This is a genomic window from Streptomyces sp. NPDC088746, assembly GCF_044751065.1.
GTDB lineage: Bacteria > Actinomycetota > Actinomycetes > Streptomycetales > Streptomycetaceae > Streptomyces.
In genome coordinates this window covers 193,498-219,093 of record NZ_JBIVLA010000004.1, presented here as the reverse complement: position 1 = coordinate 219,093, position 25,596 = coordinate 193,498, and the positions used below count along the sequence as shown (strand labels likewise).

The 25,596-nt window shown below is 71.5% G+C and carries 13 protein-coding genes and 1 pseudogene; 10 read left to right on the top strand and 4 right to left on the bottom strand.

What is annotated here, in order from left to right; genetic code table 11:
* Nucleotides 1–62: 62 nt before the first annotated feature.
* Together ACIP63_RS19965 and ACIP63_RS19960 are read right to left on the bottom strand one after the other, a co-directional pair.
* Nucleotides 63–410, bottom strand: a complete 348-nt coding sequence (locus ACIP63_RS19965) for a VOC family protein (RefSeq protein WP_401517272.1) — start codon at nt 408–410, stop codon at nt 63–65.
* A gap of 102 nt (nt 411–512) precedes the next feature.
* Nucleotides 513–1,103 carry a TetR/AcrR family transcriptional regulator gene (locus ACIP63_RS19960; protein WP_401517270.1) on the bottom strand — a complete coding sequence of 197 codons (591 nt, stop codon included), beginning with the start codon at nt 1,101–1,103 and terminating at the stop codon, nt 513–515.
* 112 nt (nt 1,104–1,215) lie between these two features.
* Between ACIP63_RS19960 and ACIP63_RS19955 the strand changes: the two genes are divergently transcribed.
* The 9 genes from ACIP63_RS19955 (at nt 1,216) to ACIP63_RS19915 (ending at nt 22,518) form a co-directional block, all read left to right on the top strand.
* Nucleotides 1,216–2,154, top strand: coding sequence for an alpha/beta hydrolase family protein (locus tag ACIP63_RS19955; RefSeq protein ID WP_401517268.1), 939 nt, complete (start codon nt 1,216–1,218; stop codon nt 2,152–2,154).
* Between the two features lie 270 nt (nt 2,155–2,424).
* Nucleotides 2,425–3,780, top strand: coding sequence for a lysine N(6)-hydroxylase/L-ornithine N(5)-oxygenase family protein (locus ACIP63_RS19950; protein WP_401517267.1), 1,356 nt, complete (start codon nt 2,425–2,427; stop codon nt 3,778–3,780).
* Between the two features lie 85 nt (nt 3,781–3,865).
* A complete protein-coding gene (locus ACIP63_RS19945; RefSeq protein ID WP_401517265.1) occupies nt 3,866–4,924 on the top strand; it encodes a FecCD family ABC transporter permease in 1,059 nt (352 codons plus the stop codon).
* Nucleotides 4,921–5,982, top strand: a complete 1,062-nt coding sequence (locus ACIP63_RS19940) for a FecCD family ABC transporter permease (RefSeq protein WP_401517263.1) — start codon at nt 4,921–4,923, stop codon at nt 5,980–5,982. Before ACIP63_RS19945 ends, ACIP63_RS19940 begins: the two co-directional genes overlap by 4 nt.
* A 56-nt stretch (nt 5,983–6,038) precedes the next feature.
* Nucleotides 6,039–6,863: an ABC transporter ATP-binding protein gene (locus tag ACIP63_RS19935; protein WP_401517261.1), complete on the top strand. Its 825-nt coding sequence runs from the start codon at nt 6,039–6,041 to the stop codon at nt 6,861–6,863.
* Between the two features lie 115 nt (nt 6,864–6,978).
* The gene (locus ACIP63_RS19930) at nt 6,979–8,031 is read left to right on the top strand and encodes an iron-siderophore ABC transporter substrate-binding protein (protein ID WP_401517259.1); all 1,053 of its coding nucleotides are present in this window, start codon (nt 6,979–6,981) and stop codon (nt 8,029–8,031) included.
* 43 nt (nt 8,032–8,074) lie between these two features.
* Nucleotides 8,075–9,865: an ABC transporter ATP-binding protein gene (locus ACIP63_RS19925; protein WP_401517257.1), complete on the top strand. Its 1,791-nt coding sequence runs from the start codon at nt 8,075–8,077 to the stop codon at nt 9,863–9,865.
* 58 nt (nt 9,866–9,923) lie between these two features.
* Complete coding sequence (locus ACIP63_RS19920) at nt 9,924–20,831, top strand: amino acid adenylation domain-containing protein (RefSeq protein ID WP_401517255.1); 10,908 nt, start codon at nt 9,924–9,926, stop codon at nt 20,829–20,831.
* Nucleotides 20,818–22,518, top strand: coding sequence for an ABC transporter ATP-binding protein (locus tag ACIP63_RS19915; protein WP_401517254.1), 1,701 nt, complete (start codon nt 20,818–20,820; stop codon nt 22,516–22,518). The genes ACIP63_RS19920 and ACIP63_RS19915 overlap by 14 nt, the downstream gene beginning before the upstream one ends.
* Before the next feature lie 3 nt (nt 22,519–22,521).
* Here the strand turns inward: ACIP63_RS19915 and ACIP63_RS19910 are convergent, their stop codons facing one another.
* Nucleotides 22,522–23,637: an alpha/beta hydrolase-fold protein gene (locus ACIP63_RS19910; RefSeq protein ID WP_401518269.1), complete on the bottom strand. Its 1,116-nt coding sequence runs from the start codon at nt 23,635–23,637 to the stop codon at nt 22,522–22,524.
* 187 nt (nt 23,638–23,824) lie between these two features.
* Between ACIP63_RS19910 and ACIP63_RS19905 the strand changes: the two genes are divergently transcribed.
* Complete coding sequence (locus ACIP63_RS19905) at nt 23,825–24,343, top strand: GNAT family N-acetyltransferase (protein WP_401517253.1); 519 nt, start codon at nt 23,825–23,827, stop codon at nt 24,341–24,343.
* Between the two features lie 175 nt (nt 24,344–24,518).
* Here the strand turns inward: ACIP63_RS19905 and argB are convergent.
* Nucleotides 24,519–25,319 (bottom strand): annotated as a pseudogene (gene argB, locus ACIP63_RS19900) (acetylglutamate kinase); the annotation flags it as partial.
* Between the last annotated feature and the right edge of the window lie 277 nt (nt 25,320–25,596).

The window sequence follows — 25,596 nt, the reverse complement described above, 5'->3', positions numbered from 1 at the left end:
GTCGGCCTCTTTCGCACGAACGGCGCATGGCCGGGCGGGCTACGTGGCGTCCGGCGGCCGGATCACCGGTGGCCCACGACGTTGACGACGCGGCCGTTGGGGTCACGGACGAAGAACCGGCGCACACCCCACTCCTCGTCCTGGAGGGGATGCACGATCTCGGCGCCGTTCGCCCGCATCACCGCGTAGGCCGCGTCCACGTCGTCCACCTCCACGCTCACGTCGGGCACCACCGGTGCCGCCTTGTCGTGGCTCATGAAGGTGATCTGTGCCGTGGGGTTCGAAGGAGAGGCGAGCGTCATGACCCACCCCAGGTTCATGACCTCCTCGAACCCCAGGAGTCCGTAGAACCCCCGGCTCTCCTCCATGGCCTCTGAACGGATGTCCGGCACGACGCGGCGGATGGACACGGTGGACTCCTGCTGACGGACGGCGGCGGATGTGCCTCCTATTCTGTCGGCGAATCCGATACCAGGTGTCGAAGAGGATCCGTCCCTGCGGGTTCCGGCGTGTCAGACCGCTTGTCGCAGCCCCGCCACCAGGAGCCCGACCAGTTGACGTGCGTCGTAGCCGCGGTTGCCTCCGGCGCCCGCGCAGAGACCCCCGACGCCACGCATGAGGGAGTAGGCGTCCATGCCCGGACGGATCTCACCCGAAGCGGCCGCTGCCGCGAGCAGTTGGCCGCACACGGGTACGAGCCGCTCGACGAAGTAGGAGTGCAGGGGGTCGAAGCAGGGGTCGTCGGACTGCAGCACGGTGGCCAGTCCCTGCTTCGTGACCACGAAATCTACGAAGAGGTCGATCCACCGCCCGAGCGCGTCGTACGGGGACGGGCCGGTGGCGAGGAGGGAGGGGCCGGCCTCGGCGAGCGCCTCGACCTGGTGGCGGTAGACGGCGACGATGAGGTCCGCCCGCGTGGGGAAGTGGCGGTAGATCGTGGCTGTCCCCACGCCTGCCTGGGCGGCGATGTCGCGGATCGGCGCCTCCACGCCCGAGGTGACGAAGACCGACGCGGCCGCGTCGAGCAGGACCCCCTCGTTGCGCCGCGCGTCCGCCCGCTTCGGCTTGGACGCACCACCGGTGCCCTGCTGGCTGCCGCCCACCACACTCGCTCCTCCGCTGTCGCTCGCTAAACGGGACAGTGTCCCGTATGTTTTATCCGGGACGTTGTCCCGTTTTCCATGATGGCAGATCCGATCGAAGGAAGACCATTCCATGGCTGCTTCAGACATGGCGACGACCGCCGACGCGTCCACACCCGTCATCTCCGTGAAGCCGGTGGTGCTGGAAGCGCCGGGGCGGGGTGAAGACCTGCGGGTGAGGGTCTCGGCGCCGGCGACCGGCAGCGCACTGCCGGTCATCGTCTTCGCCCACGGCTTCGGTTCGTCACTCGACGGCTACGGCCCCTTGACCGACTTCTGGGCCGCTCACGGCTTCGTGGTGATCCAGCCCACCCACCTCGATTCCAGGACGGTCGGCTTGTCCCAGGACGATCCCCGTATACCGCGGCTCTGGCGCTTCCGTGTCGAGGACATGAAGCGCGTCCTCGACGGACTCGACGTGCTGGAGGCCGCCGTACCCGGCCTCGGCGGCCGCCTCGACCGCAGCCGGATCGCCGCGGCGGGCCACTCGTTCGGCGGCCAGACGGCGGGCAACCTGCTGGGCCTGCGCGTCCTCGACCCGGTGAGCAAGCAGGAGGAGGACCTGTCCGACGCGCGGATCGGAGCGGGGGTGCTCCTCGCCACCGCAGGGAAGGGCGGCGCCGACCTGACGCCGTACGCGGCCGAGCACTTCCCGTTCATGAATCCGAGCTTCGCGAACATGATCACGCCGACCCTGGTGGTCGCGGGCGATCAGGATGACCTCCCCCTGTCCGTCAGGGGGCCGGAGTGGCTTGCCGATCCCTACTTCCTGAGCCCGGGGGAGAAGAGCCTGCTCACCCTGTTCGGGGGTGAGCACTCGCTCGGCGGGATCACCGGGTACGAGGCCAGGGAGACGACGGACGAGGACCCGGGACGCGTGTCCTTGATCCAGCGGGTCACCTGGGCCTACCTCCGTCACGCGCTCGACGTCGAGCACGCGAGCTGGGAGGCGGTGCGGAAGGCTCTGGCGGAGAGCGCCGATCCCATAGGGCGGATCGAGTCGAAGTCCTGAGAGGGGAACGCCCGACGCCGGCGAGCGCCCGGTCCAAGCCGTACCCCAGGGCCGCTACGGCAACCCGGCGGAGCGAGGCTCACCTGCTGAGCAACGGGGCCTCATGGGACGTTCGTTGAGGGGCCGGCGCCCGGTCCCATGCCGCGCGCTATCGACAGCTCCGGAAGATGAGCTTAGGCTCACCTAAATTGCAGCGGGCCGCTCCGTCCGGTGTGCCCGGCCCTCGGCACCCCGCGCCTTCGGGCGGTTTCCCCGCACGATGGGAGTGACATGTCACAGGTTCGGCCTGGCGGCGCACCACAGGTCCACGACCTCATCGGCATCGGTTTCGGACCGTCCAACGTGGCGATGGCGATCGCCGTCGGCGAGCACAACGCGGGGACGGGCGCGCACGAGCCGGTCACCGCCCGCTTCTTCGAGCAGCAGCCGCGCTTCGGCTGGCACCGCGGAATGCTGATCGACGACGCGACCATGCAGGTGTCCTTCCTCAAGGACCTGGTGACGCTCCGGAACCCGGCCAGCGAGTACAGCTTTCTCTGCTACCTCAAGAGCAGGGGCCGGCTCGTCGACTTCATCAACCACAAGAACCTCTTCCCCCTCCGGGTCGAGTTCCACGACTACTTCGAGTGGGCCGCGGCCAAGGTCGACGCCATGGTCTCCTACGGCCATGAGGTCGTCGGCGTCACGCCCGTCGTGGGCGACGGCACCGTGGAGTACCTTGACGTGACGGTCCGCTCGGCCGGGGAGCTCGTGGCCCACCGGGCCCGCAACGTGGTCATCGGGACCGGGCTGCGGCCGCTCATGCCCGAAGGGGTGGAGCGCGGTGACCGTGTCTGGCACAACTCCGACCTGCTGGCGAAGGTGGACGGCCTGAAGGGCACCTCGCCCTCCCGGTTCGTCGTCGTGGGCGCCGGGCAGAGCGCGGCCGAGAACGTGGCCTACCTGCACCGCCGCTTCCCGGAGGCCGAGGTCTGCGCGGTCTTCTCGCGCTACGGCTACAGCCCCGCCGACGACAGCGCGTTCGCCAACCGGATCTTCGACCCCGGGGCCGTCGACGACTACTTCGCCGCACCCGGGAGCGTCAAGCGCAGACTGATGGACTACCACGGCAACACCAACTACTCCGTGGTGGACATCGACCTGATCGACGACCTGTACCGGAAGACGTACCAGGAGAAGGTCCTCGGCACCGAGCGGCTGCGCTTCCTCAACGTCTCCCGGCTCGCCGCCGTCGAGGAGGGGACGGACACGGTCCGTGCCACGGTGAAGTCCCTCGTCACAGGCGAGGAGACCGTCCTGGACGCCGATGTCGTGGTGTTCGCCACGGGCTACAGCCCCGTCGATCCCCTCGGCCTGCTCGGCGAGGTCGCGGACCGCTGCCTCCTGGACGCGGACGGGCGTGTCCGCGTCGAGCGCGACTACCGCATCGCGACCGGTCCCGGCCTGAACTGCGGCATCTATCTGCAGGGTGGCACCGAGCACACGCACGGCATCACGTCGGCCCTGCTCTCCAACACGGCGATACGGGTCGGCGAGATCCTGGACTCGCTGCTCGGCCGGGGCGTCAAGGAAGCACCCGACGAGGCCCGGCTGGTCGCGGAGGCTGCCGGGGGCACCACCCGCTAGACCGCACGCATTCACCTCCCGGCCCGCGCCGGGCGCCCAACTGCCCACGCGTACCGCGTAGATCAAAGGGATATCGTACGTCGCCATGAGCACGACTGCAGTGGAGCGGCCCGCTCCCAGGGGCACGACAGAGGCCCGCCGAAGACGGGTGGTGGGCTTGGCCGCTCTGGTGGCGATCCTCGTGATCGGGTTCGCCGCGTCGCTGGCCGTCGGGGCGCGGTCGCTGAGCCCCGCGGAGGTGTGGCACGGGCTGTTCGCCGCGCCCGACCCCGACCAGCGCCTCACCGAGATCAGGCTCATCGTGCGCACCGTGCGGGTCCCCCGGACGGTGCTCGCGATCGTCGCCGGCGTCGCGCTGGGCATCGGCGGGGCGCTGATCCAGGGGTACACCCGCAACCCGATCGCGGACACGGGGTTGCTGGGCGTGAACTCCGGGGCCTCGTTCGCCGTGGTGACCGTGATCGCCGTCTTCGGCTTCGCCGACCCGTTCCAGTACGTCTGGTTCGCCTTCCTCGGCGCGGCGGTCGCCGGTGTCGTCGTGTTCGGGCTGTCCGGTATCGGCCGGGGGGCCGGCAATCCGCTGACGCTCGCGCTGGCGGGCCAGGGGGTCACGGTGTTCCTCGCGGCGATGACCACGGCGGTCGCGCTGTCGGACCTGAAGTCGCTGAACGCGCTGCGGTTCTGGAACGCGGGCTCCGTGGCCGGCGTCGGCTTCGAAGTGATCTGGCCGGTCGCGGCGTTCGTCGCGGTCGGCGTGGTGCTGGCCCTGACCACGCTGCCCTCCCTCAACCTGCTCAACCTGGGGGACGACGTGGCGCGGGGGCTGGGCGTGAACATCGCGCTGAGCAGGACCGTCGGCATCGTCGCCATCACCCTGCTCGCGGGAGCGGCGACGGCGGCATGCGGCCCCATCGCCTTTCTCGGGCTGATGGTGGCCCACGTCGCCCGGTATCTGACCGGGCCGGACTATCGCTGGCTGGTGCCGTACGCGGGTCTCCTCGGAGCGGTGGTCCTTCTGGTCTGCGACATCGTGGGACGCGTGGTGGTGCGGCCGGGCGAGTTGGACGCGGGTATCGTCGTGGCCCTTCTCGGCGCCCCGTTCTTCGCGGTTCTCGTGTGGCGAGGAAAGTTCAGGAGCACATGAACGGGACCGATGTGGAGCGGCGGGTGACGCCCGGCGTGCGGCTCGGCCAGGTGTCGTTCGTCTGGCGGCCCTGGATGGTGAGCGTCACCCTGCTGCTGGCGGCGGTCACCTTCCTGGTGTTCTGTCTGTCCATCGGGATCGGCGACTTCCCCATAGGCCTCTCCCGGGTGATCGCCACGATCCTGGGCCGGGGCGAGCAGGTGGACGAGTTCGTGATCATGGACCTGCGGATGCCGCGCGCCCTGGCGGGGCTCCTCGTGGGAATCGCTCTGGGGGTGTCCGGCGCCATTACACAGTCCGTGGCCCGTAACCCACTGGCCAGCCCCGACATTCTGGGGATCACCGGGGGAGCCAGTGCCGTCGCGGTGTTCCTGGTGACCGTGTCGGGAGGGACCGCCGCCGCGGTCGTGAGCACCGTGGGCCTGTCGGCGGCGGCGCTGGCGGGCGGCCTCTGCACGGGGCTGCTGGTCTACTTCCTGGCGTGGCGGCGCGGGATCGACGGCTTCCGGCTCATCCTCATCGGCATCTCGGTGACCGCCATGACGGAGGCGATCACCACCTGGCTTTTGACCGCGGCGGACATCAGGGACGTGGCGCGGGCACAGGCGTGGCTGGTCGGGTCGCTGGACAACCGGTCATGGGACGAAATCCGGGTGGTCTTCTGGTGCACGCTCGTCCTCCTGACGGTCGTCGCGGCCGCCGCGTTCCAGTTCAAGCCCATGCACCTCGGCGACGAGGTCGCCGCGGGGCTCGGCGTCCGCTTCTCGAGGGTGCGGGCGGTCCTGCTCCTGTGCGCCGTGCTGCTGGCCGCCGCCGCGGTGAGCGCCGCCGGCCCGGTCCCCTTCGTGGCCCTGGTGGCGCCGCAGGTCGCCATGCGCCTGACCAGATGCCCGACACCTCCACTGGTCGCCTCCGGCCTGGTGGGCGCGTTGCTGCTCATCGGCTCGGACCTGGCCGCCCGCTCGGCGCTGCCGGTCACCCTCCCGGTCGGCGTGGTCACGGCCGCGATCGGCGGGCCCTTCCTTGTATATCTGCTGGTGCGGGCGAACCTCAGATGACCGACGAACACGACCGGACGAACCGGGCAACGGGGGGACCTGTGGGTACTGAGCACATGACGAGGACCGATTCGGCGGTCGGCGACGTCCCGCGGCTGGCGGCGAGGAGCATCACGGTCGGCTACGGCGGCCGGACCGTCATCGACGGGCTCGACGTGACGGTCCCGCCCGGACTGATCACCACGATCATCGGCCCCAACGGCTGCGGGAAGTCGACCCTGTTGCGCACCCTCACGCGGCTGCTCAAGCCGACAGCGGGTGCGGTCGTGCTGGACGGCGAGGACATCGCCAAGCTCAGGACCAGGGACGTCGCGAAGAAGCTCGGTCTTCTGCCGCAGGCCCCGGTCGCGCCGGAAGGGCTCACGGTGGCCGACCTGGTGGCCAGGGGGCGCCACCCGCACCAGAGCTGGCTGCGGCAGTGGTCGTCCGACGACGCCTCCGTCGTGGAGCGCGCGCTGGCCATGACCGGTGTCTCCGAACTGGCCGACCGCCCCGTCGACTCGCTGTCCGGCGGGCAGCGCCAGCGCGTGTGGATATCGATGACGCTGGCTCAGGGCACCGACCTGCTCCTGCTGGACGAGCCGACCACGTACCTGGACCTCGCCCACGCGATCGACGTGCTCGATCTGGTGGACGACCTCCACGAGTCGGGCCGTACGGTGGTCATGGTGCTGCACGACCTCAATCTGGCCACCCGTTACAGCGACAATCTGGTCGTCATGCGGGACGGGGCGATCCTGGCGCAGGGTCACCCGCGTGACGTGATCACGGCGGATCTGCTGCGGGAGGCGTTCGGGCTGCGGGCCAAGGTGATCGACGACCCGGTGGGGGACCGCCCGCTCATCGTGCCCATCGGTCGCACGCACGTGCAGCTCAACTGAGGTTCCCGCCAAGGAAATACGTCAGTTAGGCTAGGCTAACCTCACCTCGTATGGATAAGGTTTGCCTGCCCTTGTACGGGGTGAAGCGGACAGCGCGAAAGCAGGGGATTCTCGGATGCTCTTCCACAGATCGACGTTTCGGAAGCCATGGCGGCGGCTGGCGGCGACCCTCACCGCCGTGACGCTCGGCGTCGGCCTCCTCGCGGCATGCGGTTCCGACTCGGAGGAAGGGACGAGCGACAAGGCTCCGGCCGCCGCCGGCGGTGCGTTCCCGGTGACGGTGGAGCACGCGTTCGGGTCCACGAAGATCGACAAGGCTCCTGAGCGGGTGGTCACCGTCGGCTACACGGACGACCAGGCGGTCCTGGCCTTCGGCATCAAGCCGGTGGGCATGGTCGACCAGTACCCGAACCCGGCGGGCGAGTCCCCCGACATCAACACCCAGTGGCCCTGGGTGAAGGACAAGTGGGGCGACGCCCGCCCCGAGGTCGTCATGAAGAACGGCGACGCGGGCCCCAACTACGAGAAGATCGCGGCTCTTCGGCCCGACCTGATCATCGCCGTCTACTCCGAGATCGACGAGGCCGCCTACGGCAAGCTCTCCAAGATCGCTCCCACCGTGGGCCGCACCAAGGGCGAGAAGGATCTGTTCAGCGCTCCGTGGCAGGACAACGCGGTCCACATCGCCAAGGCGCTCGGCAAGGAGGACGAGGGCACCGAGCTGGTCAAGGGCATCCAGGACAAGCTCGACGCCGCGCGTGAGGCGAACCCGGAGTTCGGGAAGGAGACCGCCGTCGCGGTGTCCTGGTACAAGGACTCGATCTCGGCCTTCACCACCACCGACGTACGCGGACGGCTGCTGACGGGAATCGGCTACAAGGGCGCGACCCAGATCGACGAGGTCGCCGGCGGCCAGTTCTCCACCGAACTCTCGCCCGAGCGCGTCGACCTGATCGACGTCGACCGCATCTTCGTCATCAACGACAAGGCGGACACGGAAGCGCTGAAGAAGTTCGAGCTGTTCAACAACCTGTCCGCGGTCAAGGACGGCAAGGTCTCCTACCTCCTGGACAGCGAGGGCCCGGCGGTCGGTGCGGCTCTCTCCCAGGGCACCCTGCTCTCCCTGCCGTACGCGATCGACGAGCTCGTCAAGTCGGCCGGCCGGTGACACACGCCGCCCGGCCCCGTCGGCGCCCCGGACCGGTGCCGGGGTGAGCGCCACCACCACTCGCGTCACCCCGGCGGCCACCCTGCGCACGGCGGCCGGGGGCGAGTCCACCCGCTGGGTCGCCGCGCGCTGCCGAGAAGTGCCGTGGCTGACGGCCGCCACCGTGCTCACCACGGTGGCCGGGGCGGCGCTCCAGGTGCTCCCGGTGCTCCTGCTCGGCCGGGTGGTCGACGGCGTGGTCGAGGGCGACGGACGCTCGGTCCTGGTCACGATCGGGGTCCTCATGGGAGCCGCCGCGCTGCTCGGCGCGGCGGTCACCGCCGTCTCGACCTATCTGATCGGGCGGCTGGGCGCGGACCTCCTCGCGCGGCTGCGGGAAGCCGCCGTGCGGGCGGTACTGGGGATGCCCAGCGCACGGATCGAGCAGGTCGGCCGGGGCGACGTGCTGTCCCGGGTCGGCGACGACGTCGCCGTGCTGTCCAGGGGCATCCGTACGGCCGTCCCCACGGTGTTCTCGGCCGGCGTGCTGGTCGCCATCGCCACGGTCGGGATGTTCGGGCTCGACTGGAGGCTCGGCCTGGCGGGCGCAGGCGCGCTGCCCGCGTACGCGCTGGCGCTGCGCTGGTATCTGCCCCGGTCCGCCCCGCTGTACCAGCAGCAGCGAGCGGCGCAGGCCGACCGTGCGCAGGCGCTGATCAGCGGACTGAACGGGATCGACACCGTACGGGCGTACCGCCTCGAGGGTGCCTTCCGCGAGCAGGTCACCGTCAAGTCCTGGCGCGTACGGGACCTCGGCATCGACGTCTTCCGGATCTTCGGCCGGTTCGTCGGCCGGGAGAACCGTGCCGAGTTCATCGGGCTGGTCCTGATCCTCGTGGTGGGGTACGCCCTCCTGGAGGCCGACGCCGCGAGCCTGGGCGAGGTGTCGGCGGCGCCGCTTATGTTCCACCGGCTGTTCACGCCCCTGGGCGCCATCATGTTCACGTTCGACGAGGCGCAGAAGTCGGGCGCGAGCCTCACCAGGCTGGTCGGGGTGCTGGGGGAGTCCACCGAGGACCGGCTGGTGGGCGATGCCTCCGTGGCGTCGGCGGACGCCGCTGATCACCCGGTGACGGTGGAGGGACTGACCTTCACCTATCCCGGTGCCGAGGAGCCGGTCCTGCGGGACGTCAGCCTGACGATCCCGGCAGGTGGCTCCCTCGCCCTGGTGGGGGCCACAGGAGCGGGCAAGTCGACCCTCGCCGCCCTGATCGCCGGCATCGGGAGCCCGCAGGCCGGTTCGGTGCGCGTCGGGACGCACGACCTCTCCGGTATGGACGAGGCGGGAGCGCGCGCCCTGGTCAGCATTCTGACGCAGGAGACGCACGTGTTCTCCGGCCCGCTCGCGGAGGACCTGCGGCTGGCCGCCCCCCGAGCGACCGACGGGGAGCTGATGAACGCCCTGCGCACCGTCGGCGCCGAACCCTGGGTCTCCGCCCTCCCCGACGGGCTGGACACCACGGTCGGCGAGGGCGGCGAGCGCCTGGACGTCACGAAGGTCGCCCAGATCGCCCTGGCCCGGCTGGTGCTGAACCGGGCACCGGTCGTCGTGCTCGACGAGTCGACCGCGGAGGCGGGCAGCGAGGGTGCCGCCGAGCTGGAGAGGTCCGTACGGGCCGCCTGCGCGGGCAGGACCACGCTGTACGTGGCGCACCGGCTGACCCAGGCGATGGCCGCGGACCGGATCGCCGTGCTGGACGAGGGGCGCGTGGTGGAGCAGGGGACCCATGAGGAGCTCGTGGCCCTGGGCGGACGGTACGCACGACTGTGGCGGGCCTGGCGCGAAGGCAGTTGAACCATCCCTGAGTTGAGTTGGTCCCACTTTCATACGCTGGAAGGACGATGGGTCTTCGATGACGGATCCCACAGCTCGCCCCGTGTCGCTCTCCCCGACGAGCCTGGACGGCGTACGCCGGCGAACCGGTGACCATTCCGACAGGACCATCACCGAGGCCTGCGCCATCGGTCTGTCGTACTGGGCGACGGGCCGCAGCCCCGACGGCATCGATCTCACCCCGGGCACCCTCTTCCCCGACGTCCTCCGGTGGGTCGACAACGGGGGTTCCGCACCCGTCGGCTGGGAGGTGGGCGCCGACGGCCGGAGCATCCACGTCCCCGCAGGCGTCGCGCCCGGCGACGCACAGCTCGCGCTGGACGACCTGGCCGACTTCCCGGACCGGCCCCTCGGCACCATCGGCCCCTTCGGCCCGGCGGCGAGGATCAAGGCCCTGACCGAGTGGAACGACACCGAGGCCGACCGGATCCGCCCGACCGTCGTCGAGATGTTCCGCGAGCAGGCACGGGCCAGGCCGGACGCCGTCGCGATCGTCGACGAGCACCGGTCACTGACGTACCGTGAGACGGCCGAGCTCTCGGGCCGGCTGGCCCACCATCTGATCGGACGCGGGCTCACCGCCGAGCAGGTCGTCGGCATCTCGCTGGGCCGCTCGGCCGACATGGTGATCGGCCTGCTCGGCGTGCTCCAGGCCGGGTGCGCGTTCGTGCCGCTCGACCCGCAGTGGCCGGCCGAGCGCCGGGCCGTCGTCATCGAGGACGCCCGGGTCGTGCTGCAGCTCAACGACTCCGGTGAGTCCCCGGCGGGCGAACCCGCGGCCGTGGCCGTCTCCATCGGGGCCTGGCGCTTCGGATCCGGTCCCGCCCAGGGGCCCGAGGTCACCGTCCCCGGGGCCGCTCTGGCGTACGTCATCTTCACGTCCGGTTCCACAGGCCGGCCCAAGGGGGCCATGATCCGCCACGAGGCGATCAGCGAACGTCTGCTGTGGCAGTCCAGGGAGATCCTGGGCTTCGGCCACGACGACGCGTCACTCTTCAAGGCGCCACTGTCCTTCGACATCTCCATCAACGAGATCTTCCTGCCCCTGGTGTGCGGCGCCAGACTCGTGGTCCTGCGGCCCGGCGGCGAACGCGATCCCCACCATCTGCTGAGTGTGCTGTCCGAACAGCGCGTCACCTTCACCTATCTGGTGTCGTCCATGCTCGACGTGCTGCTGGAGATGGAAGGCGGCTCCGGGCAGCTGGACAGCCTGCGGCACGTGTGGTGCGGCGGCGAGGTGCTGACCCCGGAGCTCTACGAGCGTTTCCGTACCCGGCTCGGCATCCCCATGTACCACGGGTACGGCCCGGCCGAGACGACGATCGGCGTCTCGCACGTCATCTACCGCGGCGCGGCCGAGCGCCTGTCGACATCGATCGGCAAGGCGAACCCCAACACCCAGCTGTACGTGCTCGACGACGAGCTGCGCCCGGTCCCGGTCGGGGTCGGCGGCGAGCTGTACGCCGGAGGACTTTTGCTGGGACGCGGGTACGTCAACGCGCCCGGCCTGACCGCGTCCCGCTTCGTCGCGAACCCCTTCGCCTCGGACGGATCCCGGCTGTACCGCACCGGTGACCTCGCGCGCTTCGCCCCGGACGGTTCGCTGGACTTCCTCGGCCGGGCCGACAACCAGATCAAGATCCGCGGCATGCGGCTGGAGATCGAGGATGTCGAACTGGGCCTCGCGGAACATCCTTCCGTACGGCACACCTGCGTCGTCGCGAAGAAGAACACGGCGGGCGGCACCTATCTGGTGGCCTACGTCATCGCTTCCACCGGCGGCGAGGAGCTGCACGCCGACGAGGTCAGGGCGTGGGCCGAAGAGCACATGGTGGAGTACATGGTGCCCGCCCATGTCGTCGTCCTGGAGGCGTTCCCGCTCACCGCGAACGGCAAGGTCGACCGGGCCGCGTTGCCGGACCCCGTCACAGCGACCGGCTCGGTCGTGGCGCCCGTCACCGTCAGCGAGCGTCTGGTGTGCGCGGCGGTCGCGTCGGTCCTGGGTCTCGACGAGGTCGGCGTCGACCAGGACTTCTTCCGGCTCGGAGGGGACAGCATCCTGGCGATCTCGCTGCTGCGTGCCCTGCGCGCCGCCGGTCTCCACGTCACGGCCGGGCAGATCTTCACCCACAGCGTCGTGGGCGCGCTGGCGGCGGTCGTGAGCGGTGAGGACGTCTTCCGCGCGGAGGACGGGGACGAGGCGACCGGCTCCGTCGTCGGTTCACCCGTCGTGCAGTGGCTCGGCCGGACGACGGACGCGATCGACGGCTTCGTCCAGTCGGTCGTGCTGAACACCCCCGCGGGCCTCACCCCCGGCGCCCTCGACACGATCCTCACCGCCGTGGCCCGGCGCCACGACATGCTGCGCGCCCGACTGGTGCGCGGCGACCGCTGGGGATTCGACATCCCGGAGGCGGACGGAGCCGTCGTGGGATGGCGGGAGAGCGACCTGCCGGCGGACGCCTGTGCGGCGCTCGCGGCGGAGGGGCTCGGCCCGGACCACGGTGCGATGCTGAGCGCCGTCTGGCGCCGCGAGGCACGGCAACTGGTCGTGGCCGTCCACCACGTGGTCGTCGACGGCGTGTCCTGGCGGATCCTCATGGAGGACCTGGCCACCGCATGGCGGCAGTTCACCTCAGGCAGGCCCGTCGAGCTGCCCCCGGTGGGCACCTCGTTCCGGCGCTGGACGCAGCTGCTGGCGGGTGCCGATTTCGAACGGGACCGCGCTGCCTTCCGGCGCTCCCTCCCGGGCCCGGACGGACCGCTGGGCAGGCGGCCGCTGGCCGAGACCGACACCGTCGCCCGGGAACGGAGCCGGACGGTGTCGGTGGGCGCCGGGGCCACGGCCGCGCTGCTGGGGGAGATACCCGCGAGGTTCCACGCCGGCGTCAACGACGTACTGCTCACGGCCCTCGCCGTCGCCCTCGCCCGGTGGCGCCGCGACCTCGGGCAGGACCAGTCGTTCGCGCACATCGAACTGGAGGGTCACGGCCGCGAGGGCCGGTTCGTGGCGGAGACCGCCGGCTTCGAGCCGGACCTCTCCCGGACAGTGGGCTGGTTCACCACCCTGTTCCCGGTGGTCGTGGACCCCGGTGCGGCGATCGACCCGACCGCCCCCGCGTATCTGTCCGCCGCGCTCAAGGCGGTGAAGGACGACCTCCGCCGGGTCCCCGCCAACGGGCTCTCCTACGGCGTCCTGCGGTACCTCACCGACACCGGCCTCGACACCCCGGCACCGCAGGTGCTGTTCAACTATCTCGGCCGCCTCGACTCGGGCACCACCGGTGACTGGCGGTTCGCCGGGGCCGCAGGGCAGTTGGGCGAGAAGCGCGACCCGAGGATGCGCCTGCCGCGCGCCCTGGAGTTCAACGCGGTCGCCGAACCCGCCTCGAACGGCGAGTACGAGCTGGTGACCACCCTCTCCTGGCCCGACGGGATGTTCACCGACGACGACACCGCCACCATCGGCGCATATCTTCGCGAGGCCCTGACCGGGCTCGCCGCCCTCGGCCACGGTGGTCACTCTCCCGGCGACTTCGCCCCCGTGCCGCTCACCCAGGCCGACGTCGACGCCCTGGACGGACCGGCGCTGCGGGACATCCTGCCCCTGACCCCGCTGCAGGAGGGCCTCTACTTCCACTCGGTCTTCGACGACGACGCCGCGGGCAGCTACGTCGAGCAGCAACTGCTCACCCTGGAAGGCGAGGTGGACGCGGACCGGCTGGCATCGGCGGCGACGCGTCTGCTCGCCCTGTACCCGAATCTGGCCGCACGGTTCGTGGCCCTCGCCGACGGCCGGGTGGTCTCCGTCCTGGAGAGCGGGGTGGAGGTCCCCTTCACCACGCTGGACCGCCCCGGCATCACCGACGCCGAGATCCGCGACCACGCCGAACGGGACCGGCGCGCGGGATTCGGCCTGTCCACCGGTCCGTTGATGCGGTACACGCTCATCCGCGCGGGCTCCGGCAGGAACGTGCTGGTGCAGACCGTCCACCACATCGTCGCCGACGGCTGGTCGGTGCCGCCCATGCTCCGCGCGCTGCTGGCCGAGTACCACGCGCCGGGCTCCCGGTACCCGCTCGGCGGCTTCCCCGATCACGCACGCCGGATCGCCACGGCAGACGACGACGAGAGCGACCGGGTCTGGCGCGACCAGCTCACCGGCCTCCCCGGCCCCTCCCTGGTCGCCGAGGGGCACACCCCCTCCGACCGCTTCGCCGACGCCACAGCGGAGCCCGAGGAAGACATCGACGCGGCCGTACGGGCGGCGGGCATCCCGCTGAGCGTGGCGGTGCACAGCGCCTGGGCCGTGACACTGGGCGGCATCCTGCGGAGCAGGGACGTGGTCTTCGGCTCCACGGTGTCCGGCCGCGACGCCGAGGTGCCCGGTATCGAGGACATGGTGGGCCTGTTCATCAACACGATTCCGCTGCGCGCCCGTTGGGACGGGGACAGCACGGCCCGCGACCTGCTCGCCTCCGTGCGGGAACACCAGGGAGCCGTGCTGGCGCACCAGCACGGCTCGCTGGCGCGGATCGGCCGCCAGGCCGGCGGCGGCGCCCTGTTCGACACCCTCGTGGTCTTCGACGTGGCGACCGACATCGGGACACTGCGGCGTCCCGGCGACGAGCTGGTCATCACCGGCATCGTCAACGAGGGCGCCCCCCACTACCCGCTGACCCTGGTCGTGGAACGCACACCCGCCGGGCGCCCCCGCTTCAACCTGATCCACGACAGGGGACTGCTCCGCGAGGAGAGCGTCCAGGCGATCCTTCGTACGTTCACCGCGACGCTCACCGGCCTGCTCACCCGGCCGGACGCCCTGGTCGACGAGCTGGCGCCCGAAGGGTCCCGGCGCCCCGCGCGGATCGCGCCGACCACCCTTGGCCAACTGTTCGACGCGGCCGCGAGCCGTGCCCCGGAGGCCACCGCGGTCACCCACTGCGCACTCGACGGCGAAACCAGGTCCCTGACGTACGGTGAACTGGCCGGCGCCAAGAACGCGCTGGCCTCGGCCCTGCGCGCTGCCGGTGTCGCGCCGGGCACGCGAGTCGCCGTGGCCCTCCCGCGCTCCGTGGAGCAGGTCGTCGCCCTGGTGGCGATCGTCACCGCGGGCGGCGCGTACGTACCCCTGGACCTGGCCTACCCGGACGAACGGCTGGAGTACATCGTCACCGACGCCGCTCCGCAGGCCGTCCTCGTGGACCGTGAGCGGCGGGACCGCTTCACGGAACTGCTGAGCCGGGGACCGGGCGTGCCGCCCCGCGTCATCGTGCTGGGGGAGGAGCTACCGGAGGAGCCCGCGCCCGTCACCGCCCGGGCCGGATGGCACGACCCCGCGTACGTGATCTACACGTCCGGCTCGACCGGCAGACCCAAGGGTGTCGTCGTCCCGCACTCCAGCGTGGTGACGCTGCTCGCGAACACCCGGCCCGTCATGGACTTCGGCCCCCAGGACGTGTGGGTCCAGTTCCACTCGTACTCCTTCGACTTCGCGGTCTGGGAGCTGTGGGGCGCGCTCGCGCACGGCGGTGAACTGCTGGTGCCCGATCACGGGCTCACCCGCTCCCCGGTGGACTTCCACCGGCTGGTCCGAGAGCGCGGAGTGACCGTGCTCAACCAGACCCCCTCGGCCTTCTACCGGTTCGTCGAGGCGGACCGGCATGCGGCCGAGCCCCTGCCCGCCCTGCGCCGGATCATCTTCGGCGGCGAAGCGCTCGATCCCGCGCGGCTGCGCGGCTGGGTGGAGCGGCACGGCACCGGCTCGCCCGAGCTGGTCAACATGTACGGCATCACCGAGACCACGGTCCACGTCACCCACCGGGTGCTCACCGACGAGGACTTCGAGGCGGACGTCAGCCCCATCGGCGGCCCGGTCCCCGGGCTAACCGCCTACCTCCTCGACGACCGGCTCCGCCCCGTGCCGCCGGGCAGGGTGGGTGCCATCTACGTGGCCGGTGACCAGGTGTCGCTCGGCTACCTGGGCAGACCGGGTCTGACGGCGGGCCGGTTCGTGGCGAACCCCTTCGCGGACGACGGCTCCCGGATGTACCACACGGGCGACCTGGCCCGCCGCATCCTCGACGGGGAGCTGGAGTTCGCCGGGCGCGCCGACGACCAGGTGCAGCTCAACGGTTTCCGTATCGAGCTCGGCGAGGTGGAGGCCGCCGTCAGGGCGCTGGACGGAGTGGTCGACGTGGCCGTCACCGTGGCCGGCAGCGGTGACCACCTGGTCGCGCACGTGGTGGGTGAGGTGCCGGGCGACCTCACCGGCCGCCTGTCCGCGAAGCTGCCCGCGCACATGGTTCCGGGCCGGGTCCTCCGGGCCGACGCCCTGCCGCTGACGGTCAACGGCAAGCTGGACCGGAAGGCCCTGACCGAACGCGCCGCGGAGGATGCCCCCGGGGTGGCCGCGAGCGGCTCCGCGCCCGCCGCGACCGGTTCCGCGCTCGCCGCGCTGGTGCAGATCTTCGCGGAGACGCTGCCCGGCTCCCTGGCCGTGGACGGGGATACCGACTTCTTCTCCGCCGGGGGCGACAGCATCGTCGCCATCACCGTGATCAACCGTGCGAGGGCGCTCGGCCTGTCGATCGCGCCACGGGACGTGTTCCTCCTCAGGACACCCCGCGCGCTCGCCGAGCACCTCAAAACGCATACACAGCCGGCCGTGGTACCCGCCCCCGCCCTCCGAGCGGACGGTCCGCTGACACCCACACCGGTCATCCTGCGCCAGCGGGAACTGGGTGGCTCACTCGCCCGGTTCGCCCAGGCCAGGACGGTGGTGGCGACCGAAGGCACCGGGTTCGCCGACGCCGAGGCCGCGGCGAACGCGGTCGTGGCCGCCCACCCGGCGCTCAGACTGCGGCTCCACGTGGAGCACGGCGTGTGGGCGCTGCGTACCGAGCCCGCCCGCGACATCACCGTCGTCCGGACGGACACCGCGGACGCGACGGCGGCGGCGGAGGAGGCCGCCGGGCGCCTCGATCCCGAGGCCGGTGAGGTCATCGCGTTCTCCTGGCTGGAACCGAGCCGGACCCTGGTGGTCACCGTCCACCACCTCGCCGTCGACGCCGTGTCCTGGCTGGTCCTGCTGGACGACCTGGCCACCGTCATGCGCGGGCAGACGCTGCCACCGCCGACCACCCCCTACGCCGAGTACGCCGAAGCCCTGAGCGCCGGGTCCGCCCGGGTCACCGGCGGTCTGGGCCACTGGATCACCACGCTCCAGGCGCCCCCGCTGCTGCCCGCCGCCGAACGGTTGCGGCACACGACGGTCGTCCTCGCGCCCGGGGCGAGCGACCGGGTGACGCGCACCGCGCCCGCCGCGCTCGGCGTGGGCCTGACCGAGTTGCTGTGCGGCGCGCTCCGGACCGCGCTGACACACGTACAGCCGACGCCCACCGACCTCGCGGTCGACCTGGAACGGCACGGCCGGGTACCGGCGCTGGAACACCACGACTACACCCGCACGGTCGGCTGGTTCACCTCCATCGCCCCCGTACGGCTGACCGCGCACACCGACCCCGTGGCGGCGGCCCGCGAGGTGGCCGAACGCCAGCCCGACGCGTACGGACACGTCGCCTACGGCCAGCTCCGGTATCTCAACCCGCAGACGGCCCCGTTGCTGAGGGCCCGCCCCCAGGTGCTGTTCAACTACCTCGGCCGGGGGAGCGAGTCCCAGGTACCGCACATCACCGGCGGAGACCAGGGCAGCCCGTACGCCGTCGAGGTCAACGCCTGGACCGACGAGGCGAGCGGAAGCCTGCACGCGGCCTTCACCCTTGCCGACGGCATTCCCGACGAGCTGACCGGGCACTGGCTCGACGCACTCGAACGCCTCGCGGACGCCTCCGCCACGGCCGAGCGCACGGCACCGGTCACCCCGCTCCAACGAGGCCTCTTCTTCCAGGCCCAGATGGCCGGCCCGGCCGGACACTACGTCGCGCAGAGCTACTTCGGCTTCGACCGGCGCCTGGACACCGACGCGCTGTCCGAGGCGATGGCGCACGTCATCGCGCGGCACCCCGGCGTGGGCGCCGGCTTCACCACCGACGACGACGGCGACCCCGTCCAGGTACTCGCCGCGGGCCGGCGTGTCGACGTCCGTACGGCCGAGCTGCTGACGGACGCGGACGTCGAAGCCCTGTGTGCGCGGGACCGCGACACGGGATTCGACCCCGGCGAGCCGCCGCTGATCCGGATGACGGTCGTACGTCTGCCCGGCGGGCGCGACGGCCTGCTGCTGAGCTACCACCTGCTGCTGTGGGACGGTTGGTCCCGGGAGATCCTGCTGCGGGACCTGTTCGACGCCTACCAGGCGGTCCTCGCGGGCGAGGAACCGGACTCGGCCCCGGCAGCGCCGAGCTTCGAGGACCACGCCCGGGCCCTCGCCGCCCGGGACCCCGAGGTCTCGGAGCGCTTCTGGGCGGAGCACCTGGCCGGACTGACCGGTCCGACGCTCCTCGCAGGCCCGGACCCGTCCCTCCCGGACACCCTGCCGCGCGCCCTCGTACACACCTTGTCCGACGGGGAGTCGGACCTCCTCCGGGAGACGGCGAAGACGTACGGCGTCACGCTGAACACGGTGCTGACCGGGGCGTTCGGCCTCCTGCTCGGCGCGCACACGGGCCGGAGCGACGCGGTGTTCGGCGTCACCGTCTCCGGCCGCGAGGGCGAGGGGCTCTCCGGCATCGTGGGCGTGCTCCTCAACACCGTTCCCCTGTGGACACGGGCACGGCCCCAGGACACGGTCGAGCAGTACCTCTCGGGCGTCCAGGCGGCCAGGGTCGAGGCGATGGAGCACGAGCACCTGGGGCTCGGGGAGATCCAGCGGGCCAGTGGGCACGGGAACCTGTTCGACAACCTGTTCGTGCTCCAGAACTTCCTGGACATGGACGCGTTCGCCGCGATGAACGCCCGGCACGGCATCACGTCGGTGAAGGCCGACGACTCGACGCACTATCCGTTCACCTGGGTCGTCACACCCGGGGAGCGGCTCACGGTCAAACTGGAGCACCGGGACGAGGACACCGGGAGAGCCCGGCGTCTCCTCGACGACTACGTACGCCTGCTGGACGACCTGGCGCGGCAGACCGGACCGATCGGCGCGCTGCGCGGCCCCGGCCCCGAACCCGAGCCCGCCGGACGCACCGACATCGGCACGGACACCGTCGTCGACCGGTTCGACCGGGCGGCGGGCCGGGATCCGCAACGGGTCGCCCTCGTCGCCCACGGTTCGGCCATGACCTTCGCCCAACTCCGCGACCGCAGCCGCGCGGTGGCCGGGGTGCTCGTCCGGCGGGGCATCGGCCCGGAGACGACGGTGGGCCTCGCCGTCCCGCGCTCCCTCGACTCGATCGTGGCACTCTTCGCCGTACTGCGGACCGGAGCGGCCTACGTGCCGCTGGAGCTCGACCACCCGGACGAACGGATCGCCGCGATCGTCGACGCCGCACGCCCGGATGTGATCCTCACGGTCGGTGCCGTGTCGTCACGGCTGACCGGTGACCTGATCGAACTCGACCGGCCCCTGCCCGACTCGGAGCCGTACGTGACGTTCGCGCCGGACGACCCGGACCGCCTGCGGCACCCCGCGTACACGATCTACACCTCCGGATCGACCGGGAAGCCCAAGGGCGTGGTGACCGAGTACGCAGGGCTGACCAACATGCTGATCAACCATCAGCGCCGCATCTTCGAACCGGTGCTCGCCGAGCACGGGCACCGGACCTTCCGGATCGCGCACACCGTGTCGTTCGCGTTCGACATGTCCTGGGAAGAGCTGCTGTGGCTCGCCGACGGCCACGAGGTGCACATCTGCGACGAGGAACTGCGGCGTGACGCGCCCCGGCTGGTCGAGTACTGCGCGGAGCACGGGATCGACGTCATCAACGTGACCCCGACCTACGCACAGCAACTGGTCGCCGAGGGCCTGCTCGACGATCCCGCGCGGCGCCCGGCGCTGGTGCTGCTGGGCGGGGAGGCCGTCACCCCCACCCTGTGGCAGCGGCTCGCGGAGACCGAGGGGACGGCCGGCTACAACCTGTACGGACCCACCGAGTACACCATCAACACCCTGGGCGTCGGCACCTTCGAGTGCCAGGACCCGGTGGTGGGCGTGGCGATCGACAACACCGACGTGTACGTTCTGGACCCCTGGCTGCGGCCGCTGCCGGACGGAGTGCCGGGTGAGCTGTACGTGTCGGGCATCGGTATCGCGCGCGGGTATCTCGGGCAGCCCGCCCAGACCGCGGACCGGTTCGTCGCGTGCCCCTTCGGCGAACCCGGCGAGCGCATGTACCGCACCGGGGACCTGGTCTCCCGACGACCCGACGGGAATCTGATGTACCTCGGCCGGACCGACCAGCAGGTCAAGATCCGGGGCCATCGGGTCGAACCGGGCGAGGTCGAGGCCGTGTTCGCGGCTCACCCGGCGGTGCGGTTCGTCGCCGCGGTCGCGCAGCCCGACCCGCAGGTCGACGGCGCCTACCGGCTGGCCGCCTACCTCGTGCTGAGCGGCTCCGACCTGGCCGCGGTCGCCGCCGAGGCCGGCGCAGGACTGCCGGACTTCCTGCGCCCCACGCACTACGCCCAGGTCGACGCCATCCCGCTGACCGTGAACGGGAAGGCCGACACCAAGGCCCTGCCGGAGGCCAAGCCGCTCGGCGTGCTGACCACGGGAGGCGAGCGCGCGCCGGAGACGGAGACCGAGACACTGGTCTGCGCGTTCTTCGCCGAGGCGCTGGACCTGGACGACGACGAGGTCAGCGCGGTGAGCGACTTCGTCTCCCTGGGCGGGCACTCCATGCTGGCGGTGCGGCTGATCGGGCTGCTCCGCCGGGAGTACGGTCCTGTGATCACGATCCGTGATCTGCTCACCCTTCGAACCCCGGAAGCGATTGCCCGCCACCTTGATGACAACACCTGACGTGCGCCGCCCCCGCCCGGGCGCCGACATCCTCCGGACCGCCCTGCGCCGCAACGCAGGCGCGGTGGTCCGCGGCACCGTCCTCATGGGCCTGTACCAGGCGGGCGAGACCGCCTTCCCGATCGCGCTCGGCCTGATCGTCGAGCACACGATGCGGGACCGGAGCCCCGGCTCGCTCGGCCTGTCGATCGCCGCACTGGCCGTGATCATCACGACCGTCTCGCTGTCGTGGCGGTTCGGGATGCGTGTCCTGCAGAAGGCCAACACGACCGAGGCACACCGCTGGCGGGTGCGGGTGGCGGCCTGCGGCCTCCAGCCGGTGGCCAGGGACGTCGGCCTGAGGTCCGGCGAGGTACTGACCATCGCCACGGAGGACGCCGACCAGACGGCCGACATCGTGGAGGTGGTGCCGCTGCTGGTCAGCTCGCTGGTCGCGGTGGTCGTCGCCTCGGTCGCGCTGGGCCTGGCCGACCTCCGGCTCGGTCTGCTGGTGGTCGTGGGGACGGTCGCGATCCTGTCGGTCCTGAGCGTCATGTCCAAGCGGATCGGCGCGAGCACCCGCGAACAGCAGGCCCGGGTGGCCCGGGCGGGCGCCAAGGTCGCCGACCTGATCACCGGCCTGCGCCCGCTGCACGGCTTCGGCGGCAACCACGCGGCGTTCCGGTCCTACCGGAAGGTCAGCACGGAGGCGAGGCGCCAGGCGGTCACGGTGGCCAAGGTCAACGGCGTGTACGCGGGTACCGCGCTGGCCCTCAACGCGGTCCTCGCCGCCGCCGTCACCCTGACGGCGGGCTGGCTGGCGTACGGAGGCCGCATCACCGTCGGGGAACTCGTCATGGCCGTGGGACTGGCGCAGTTCGTGATGGAGCCGCTGAAGATGTTCTCGGAGATGCCGAAGTACGTGATGATGGCGCGCGCCTCGGCCGAGCGGATGGCGCTGGTGCTCGCCGCGCCGCCGCTGACGGCCCCGGGCCGGGGCAGCCCGGCCACCGGCGGGGACCTCGAGGTCGACGGCGTGCGCCACGGGTCTCTGCACGGGCTCACGTTCCGGGTGCGCGCCGGAGAGTTCGTCGCCATCGCCCCCTACCAGCCGCGTGCGGCCGCCGATCTCGCCTCGGTCCTGGGGGCGAACGTCCCGCCCCAGGCGTACGAGGGCGCGGTGCGGGTCGGCGGGCGGGAGATCGCGGAGCTGTCCGTCGAGGCCCTGCGCGAGCACATGCTGGTGAACCCGTACGACGGCGAGATCTTCGCGGGCAGCCTCCGCACGAACATCGACCCGTCGGGCACCAGCCGGATGGTTCCCGAGGCCGTGGAGGCGTCGCTCCTGACCGACGTCGTGGCCCTGCACCGCGAGGGGCTCGACCACGGGGTACGTGACCGCGGCGCGAACCTCTCCGGGGGGCAGCGCCAGAGGCTGTCCCTGGCGCGTGCCCTCGCCGCCGATTCCGACGTACTGGTTCTGCACGACCCGACGACAGCGGTCGACGCTGTCACCGAACAGCTGATCGCCCGTAACATCGCGAAACTGCGCAAGGGCCGCACCACCGTCGTGATCACCAGCAGCCCCGCTCTCCTGGACGCCGCCGACCGGGTGCTGGTCCTGGACGACGGTGCCGTCACGGCCGACGACACCCATCGCCGCCTCCTGGCCACCGACGAGGCCTACTGCAGGGCCGTGGCCCGGTGACCGCTACCGGGCGAGCGCCCAGGCGACATCCCTGACGAGGGCGTGCCGCCAGCCCGCCCGGTCGTGTCCCGAGGCCGACCGTGAGACGCGTACCGCCGCACCGGCCTGCTCGGTCAGGGTCTCGGCGAGCTCGCAGTGGGGGAGCATCCCGGCCTCGTGTTCTCCCACGTCGAACGCGACCCTCAGCCCGGACAGGTCGGGGCGCTCCCGGAGCCGCGCGGCGATGGCGCCGCCCACGGGGCCCTCCATGAGGTCCGTCCGGTCCAGGGCCCCGGGCGCCCACCAGAACGACGGGGACTGGCAGGCGAGGCGGGACACCAGGCCGGGGAACTCCAGCGCCGCGTACATCGCGCTGAGCCCGCCGAGGCTCTGTCCGGCGACCACCAGCCGGTCCCAGTCGGCGGGCACACCGGATTCCGCCACCAGCCGGGGCAGTTCGTCCCGGACCGCCTCCCACAGCCCGGGGCTGCACTGGAACTCGGCTGCCCTGTCCTTGGCGGGCAGGAAGACCAGGGTGACAGCCGGCATCTCGCCGGCTTCGAAGGCCGAGTCGAACGCGGTCATGGCCGGGTGGAGATACAGCCAGTCGTCGCCGTCGAGCAGCAGGACCACCGGACCGCCGCCGCCCACCGGGTGGACCCGCACGGTACGGCGTCCGCCGAGCCGTCCGCCTGCCCAGCGGATACGGGCCTTCGGCACGGGCAGGACGTCGTCGGCCCCCACGGCGGGCCAGTGCGGGTGGTGAGGGGCGTCCGGCGTCGCGGCGATGGACCGGTCACCGCCCGCCCCGACCGGGTTCAACGGATCGGCGTACACCGCGTCGTCCACGAGGAACCGATAGGTCACCCGCAGCCGCGGGGGCATGCGCACCTCGGCGTACCAGCAGTCGGTGTCGCCCCATCGGCGCAGGGGGAGGGGCTTCGACCAGCTCTCGAAGACGATGGTCGCGGGCGACCGGCGCCACAGGAACAACGTCACCCAGCCGCCGTCGTCGCCCGGTACCGACGAGGGCGACCGCGCGGCCGCCCAGAACGCGTCGGAACCAGGGCTGCCGGACAGTCCGAACGCGCCGAACGCGCTCTCCGAGCCGGCCGCGAGGGAGGACGCGGGCTCGCTCATGGCCGGCCCGCCGGAGCAGCTGTGGGGCATGAACGTCTCCTTGGGAGAGGGAAGTTGCGGAGATGAGCCCGCAATGATTAGGTGAGCCTAACCTAATCATTGCCTTCGCTTCCATCCTCCGTCCACCTCCGAACGGTCCCGCCATGTCCTGTCGAGCAATCCGTCCGCGACCGGTAGGGGAGCGGCTTTGATCACGGTCACGCCGCGCTCTCCCGCCTTGCCGCATGAGCTGCGTGCGACGCGGCCCCGCCTGCGCTCCGGCCTTGGGGCGGACGCAGCCGCACTCGCGGACCTGGCCAGGCCGTTCGTGCACTCGGGGGCCTTGCGTGAGCGGCCCGTCGCGCTCTACGCGGCCCGCGCGGCGGACTTCCTGGTGGCGGAGGGCGCCGGAGGCTCCCTCGAAGGCTGCGTCGGGCTGCGGGTGTACCCGGACGACGCGGGGGGCCAGGGCCCTGCGGGCGTGCTGTACAACTTCTGCGTGGCCGGGCACCGGCAGGGCCGAGGGGTGGGAGCCGGCCTCCTGCGTGCCGTGCTGGCCCGGTCGCACGGCCAGGGCGTCGGAGCCCTGTTCACCGCGACGACCGGTGACGGCGCGCTCTTCCTGCGCCACGGGTTCACGCCCGCTGCCGCGCGTTCCGCACCTCGGCCGTGGGTGAAGTCGCTGGATCCCGGGCGCAACGCGCAAGTGCTCGCGCTCACTTGGTGAGCGCGAGCCGTCAACTCCGGTCGGTGGCAGGGATGGACTGTACAACCCGGGCCGGCCACGCGGTGTTGTTCCCGTCGGGTGCGGCCGTGGCCATCGGCCCGGTCGCGTGGGGTACGACCGTGGTCCTCGGTTCGGCGCTGTCCGGTACGACGACCGTGGTCCTCGGTTCGGCGCTGTCTGGTACGACCGTGGTCCCGGGGCTGGTCGCGTCGAGCGCGCCCCGCAGCACCGCGTGCGGCACGCGGCCGTCGAGCACGTGCGCGCTGCGCACGCCGCCGCGGACGGCACGCAGGCAGCCTTCCATCTTGGGCAGCATTCCGCTCGCCAGCCCCGGCAGCAGTTCGTGCAGTGCGTCGGCGGTCACCCGCGCGATCACCTCGGAGCTCTCCGGCCAGTTCGCGTAGAGCCCTTCCACGTCGGTGAGTATCACCAGCCGCTCGGCGTCGAGGGCGACCGCCAGGGCCGACGCCGCGAGATCGGCGTTGACGTTGTAGACGTGCCCGCCCTCACCGCGTGCGACGGGGGAGACCACCGGGATGTGTCCCTGGTCCAGAAGTGTGCGCAGCATGCCCGGGTTCACGTCCACGACGTCACCGACGAGACCGATGTCCACGGGCAGGCCGTCCACCCATGCCGGCCGCCGGACTGCCGTCATGGTGTGTGCGTCCTCGCCCGTCATGCCGACGGCGAACGGACCGTGGGCGTTGATGTGGCCCACCAGCTCCCGCTGCACCCCGCCCGTCAGCACCATGCGCACCACCTGCATGGTCTCCGGCGTGGTCACCCGCAGACCGGCCTCGAAGCGCGTCTCGAGGCCGAGGCGGTCCAGCATCGCGTTGATCTGCGGCCCGCCCCCGTGCACGACGACGGGGCGCAGCCCGGCGCGCCACAGCTCCACCACGTCGTGTGCGAAGGACCGTTGGAGGTCCGCGTCCACCATGGCGTTGCCGCCGAACTTGACGACGACCACGTCCATGGGTGAGCTGCCTCCGTCGTTGGCACACGCGTCCCTGGGAAATCCAAGGATTAGATAGCTTAGCCTAACCTAATCTGCTGCGTCGGTTCTCGGTTCTGCTCAGGTGGCCGGCAGAACCGAACTGTGGGGCGTGAGTGGGTCGGCGAGCGACCTCCTCTGACGGCCGGTCAGCAGCTCGACGGCGTGCGTCGCATCTCGTACCAGCCGTTGCGGCGGTGACCTCTGTGGAACTCCGGGCGAATCGGGTGTCGGTGACGGGCGGCGCCGGATGTCGCAG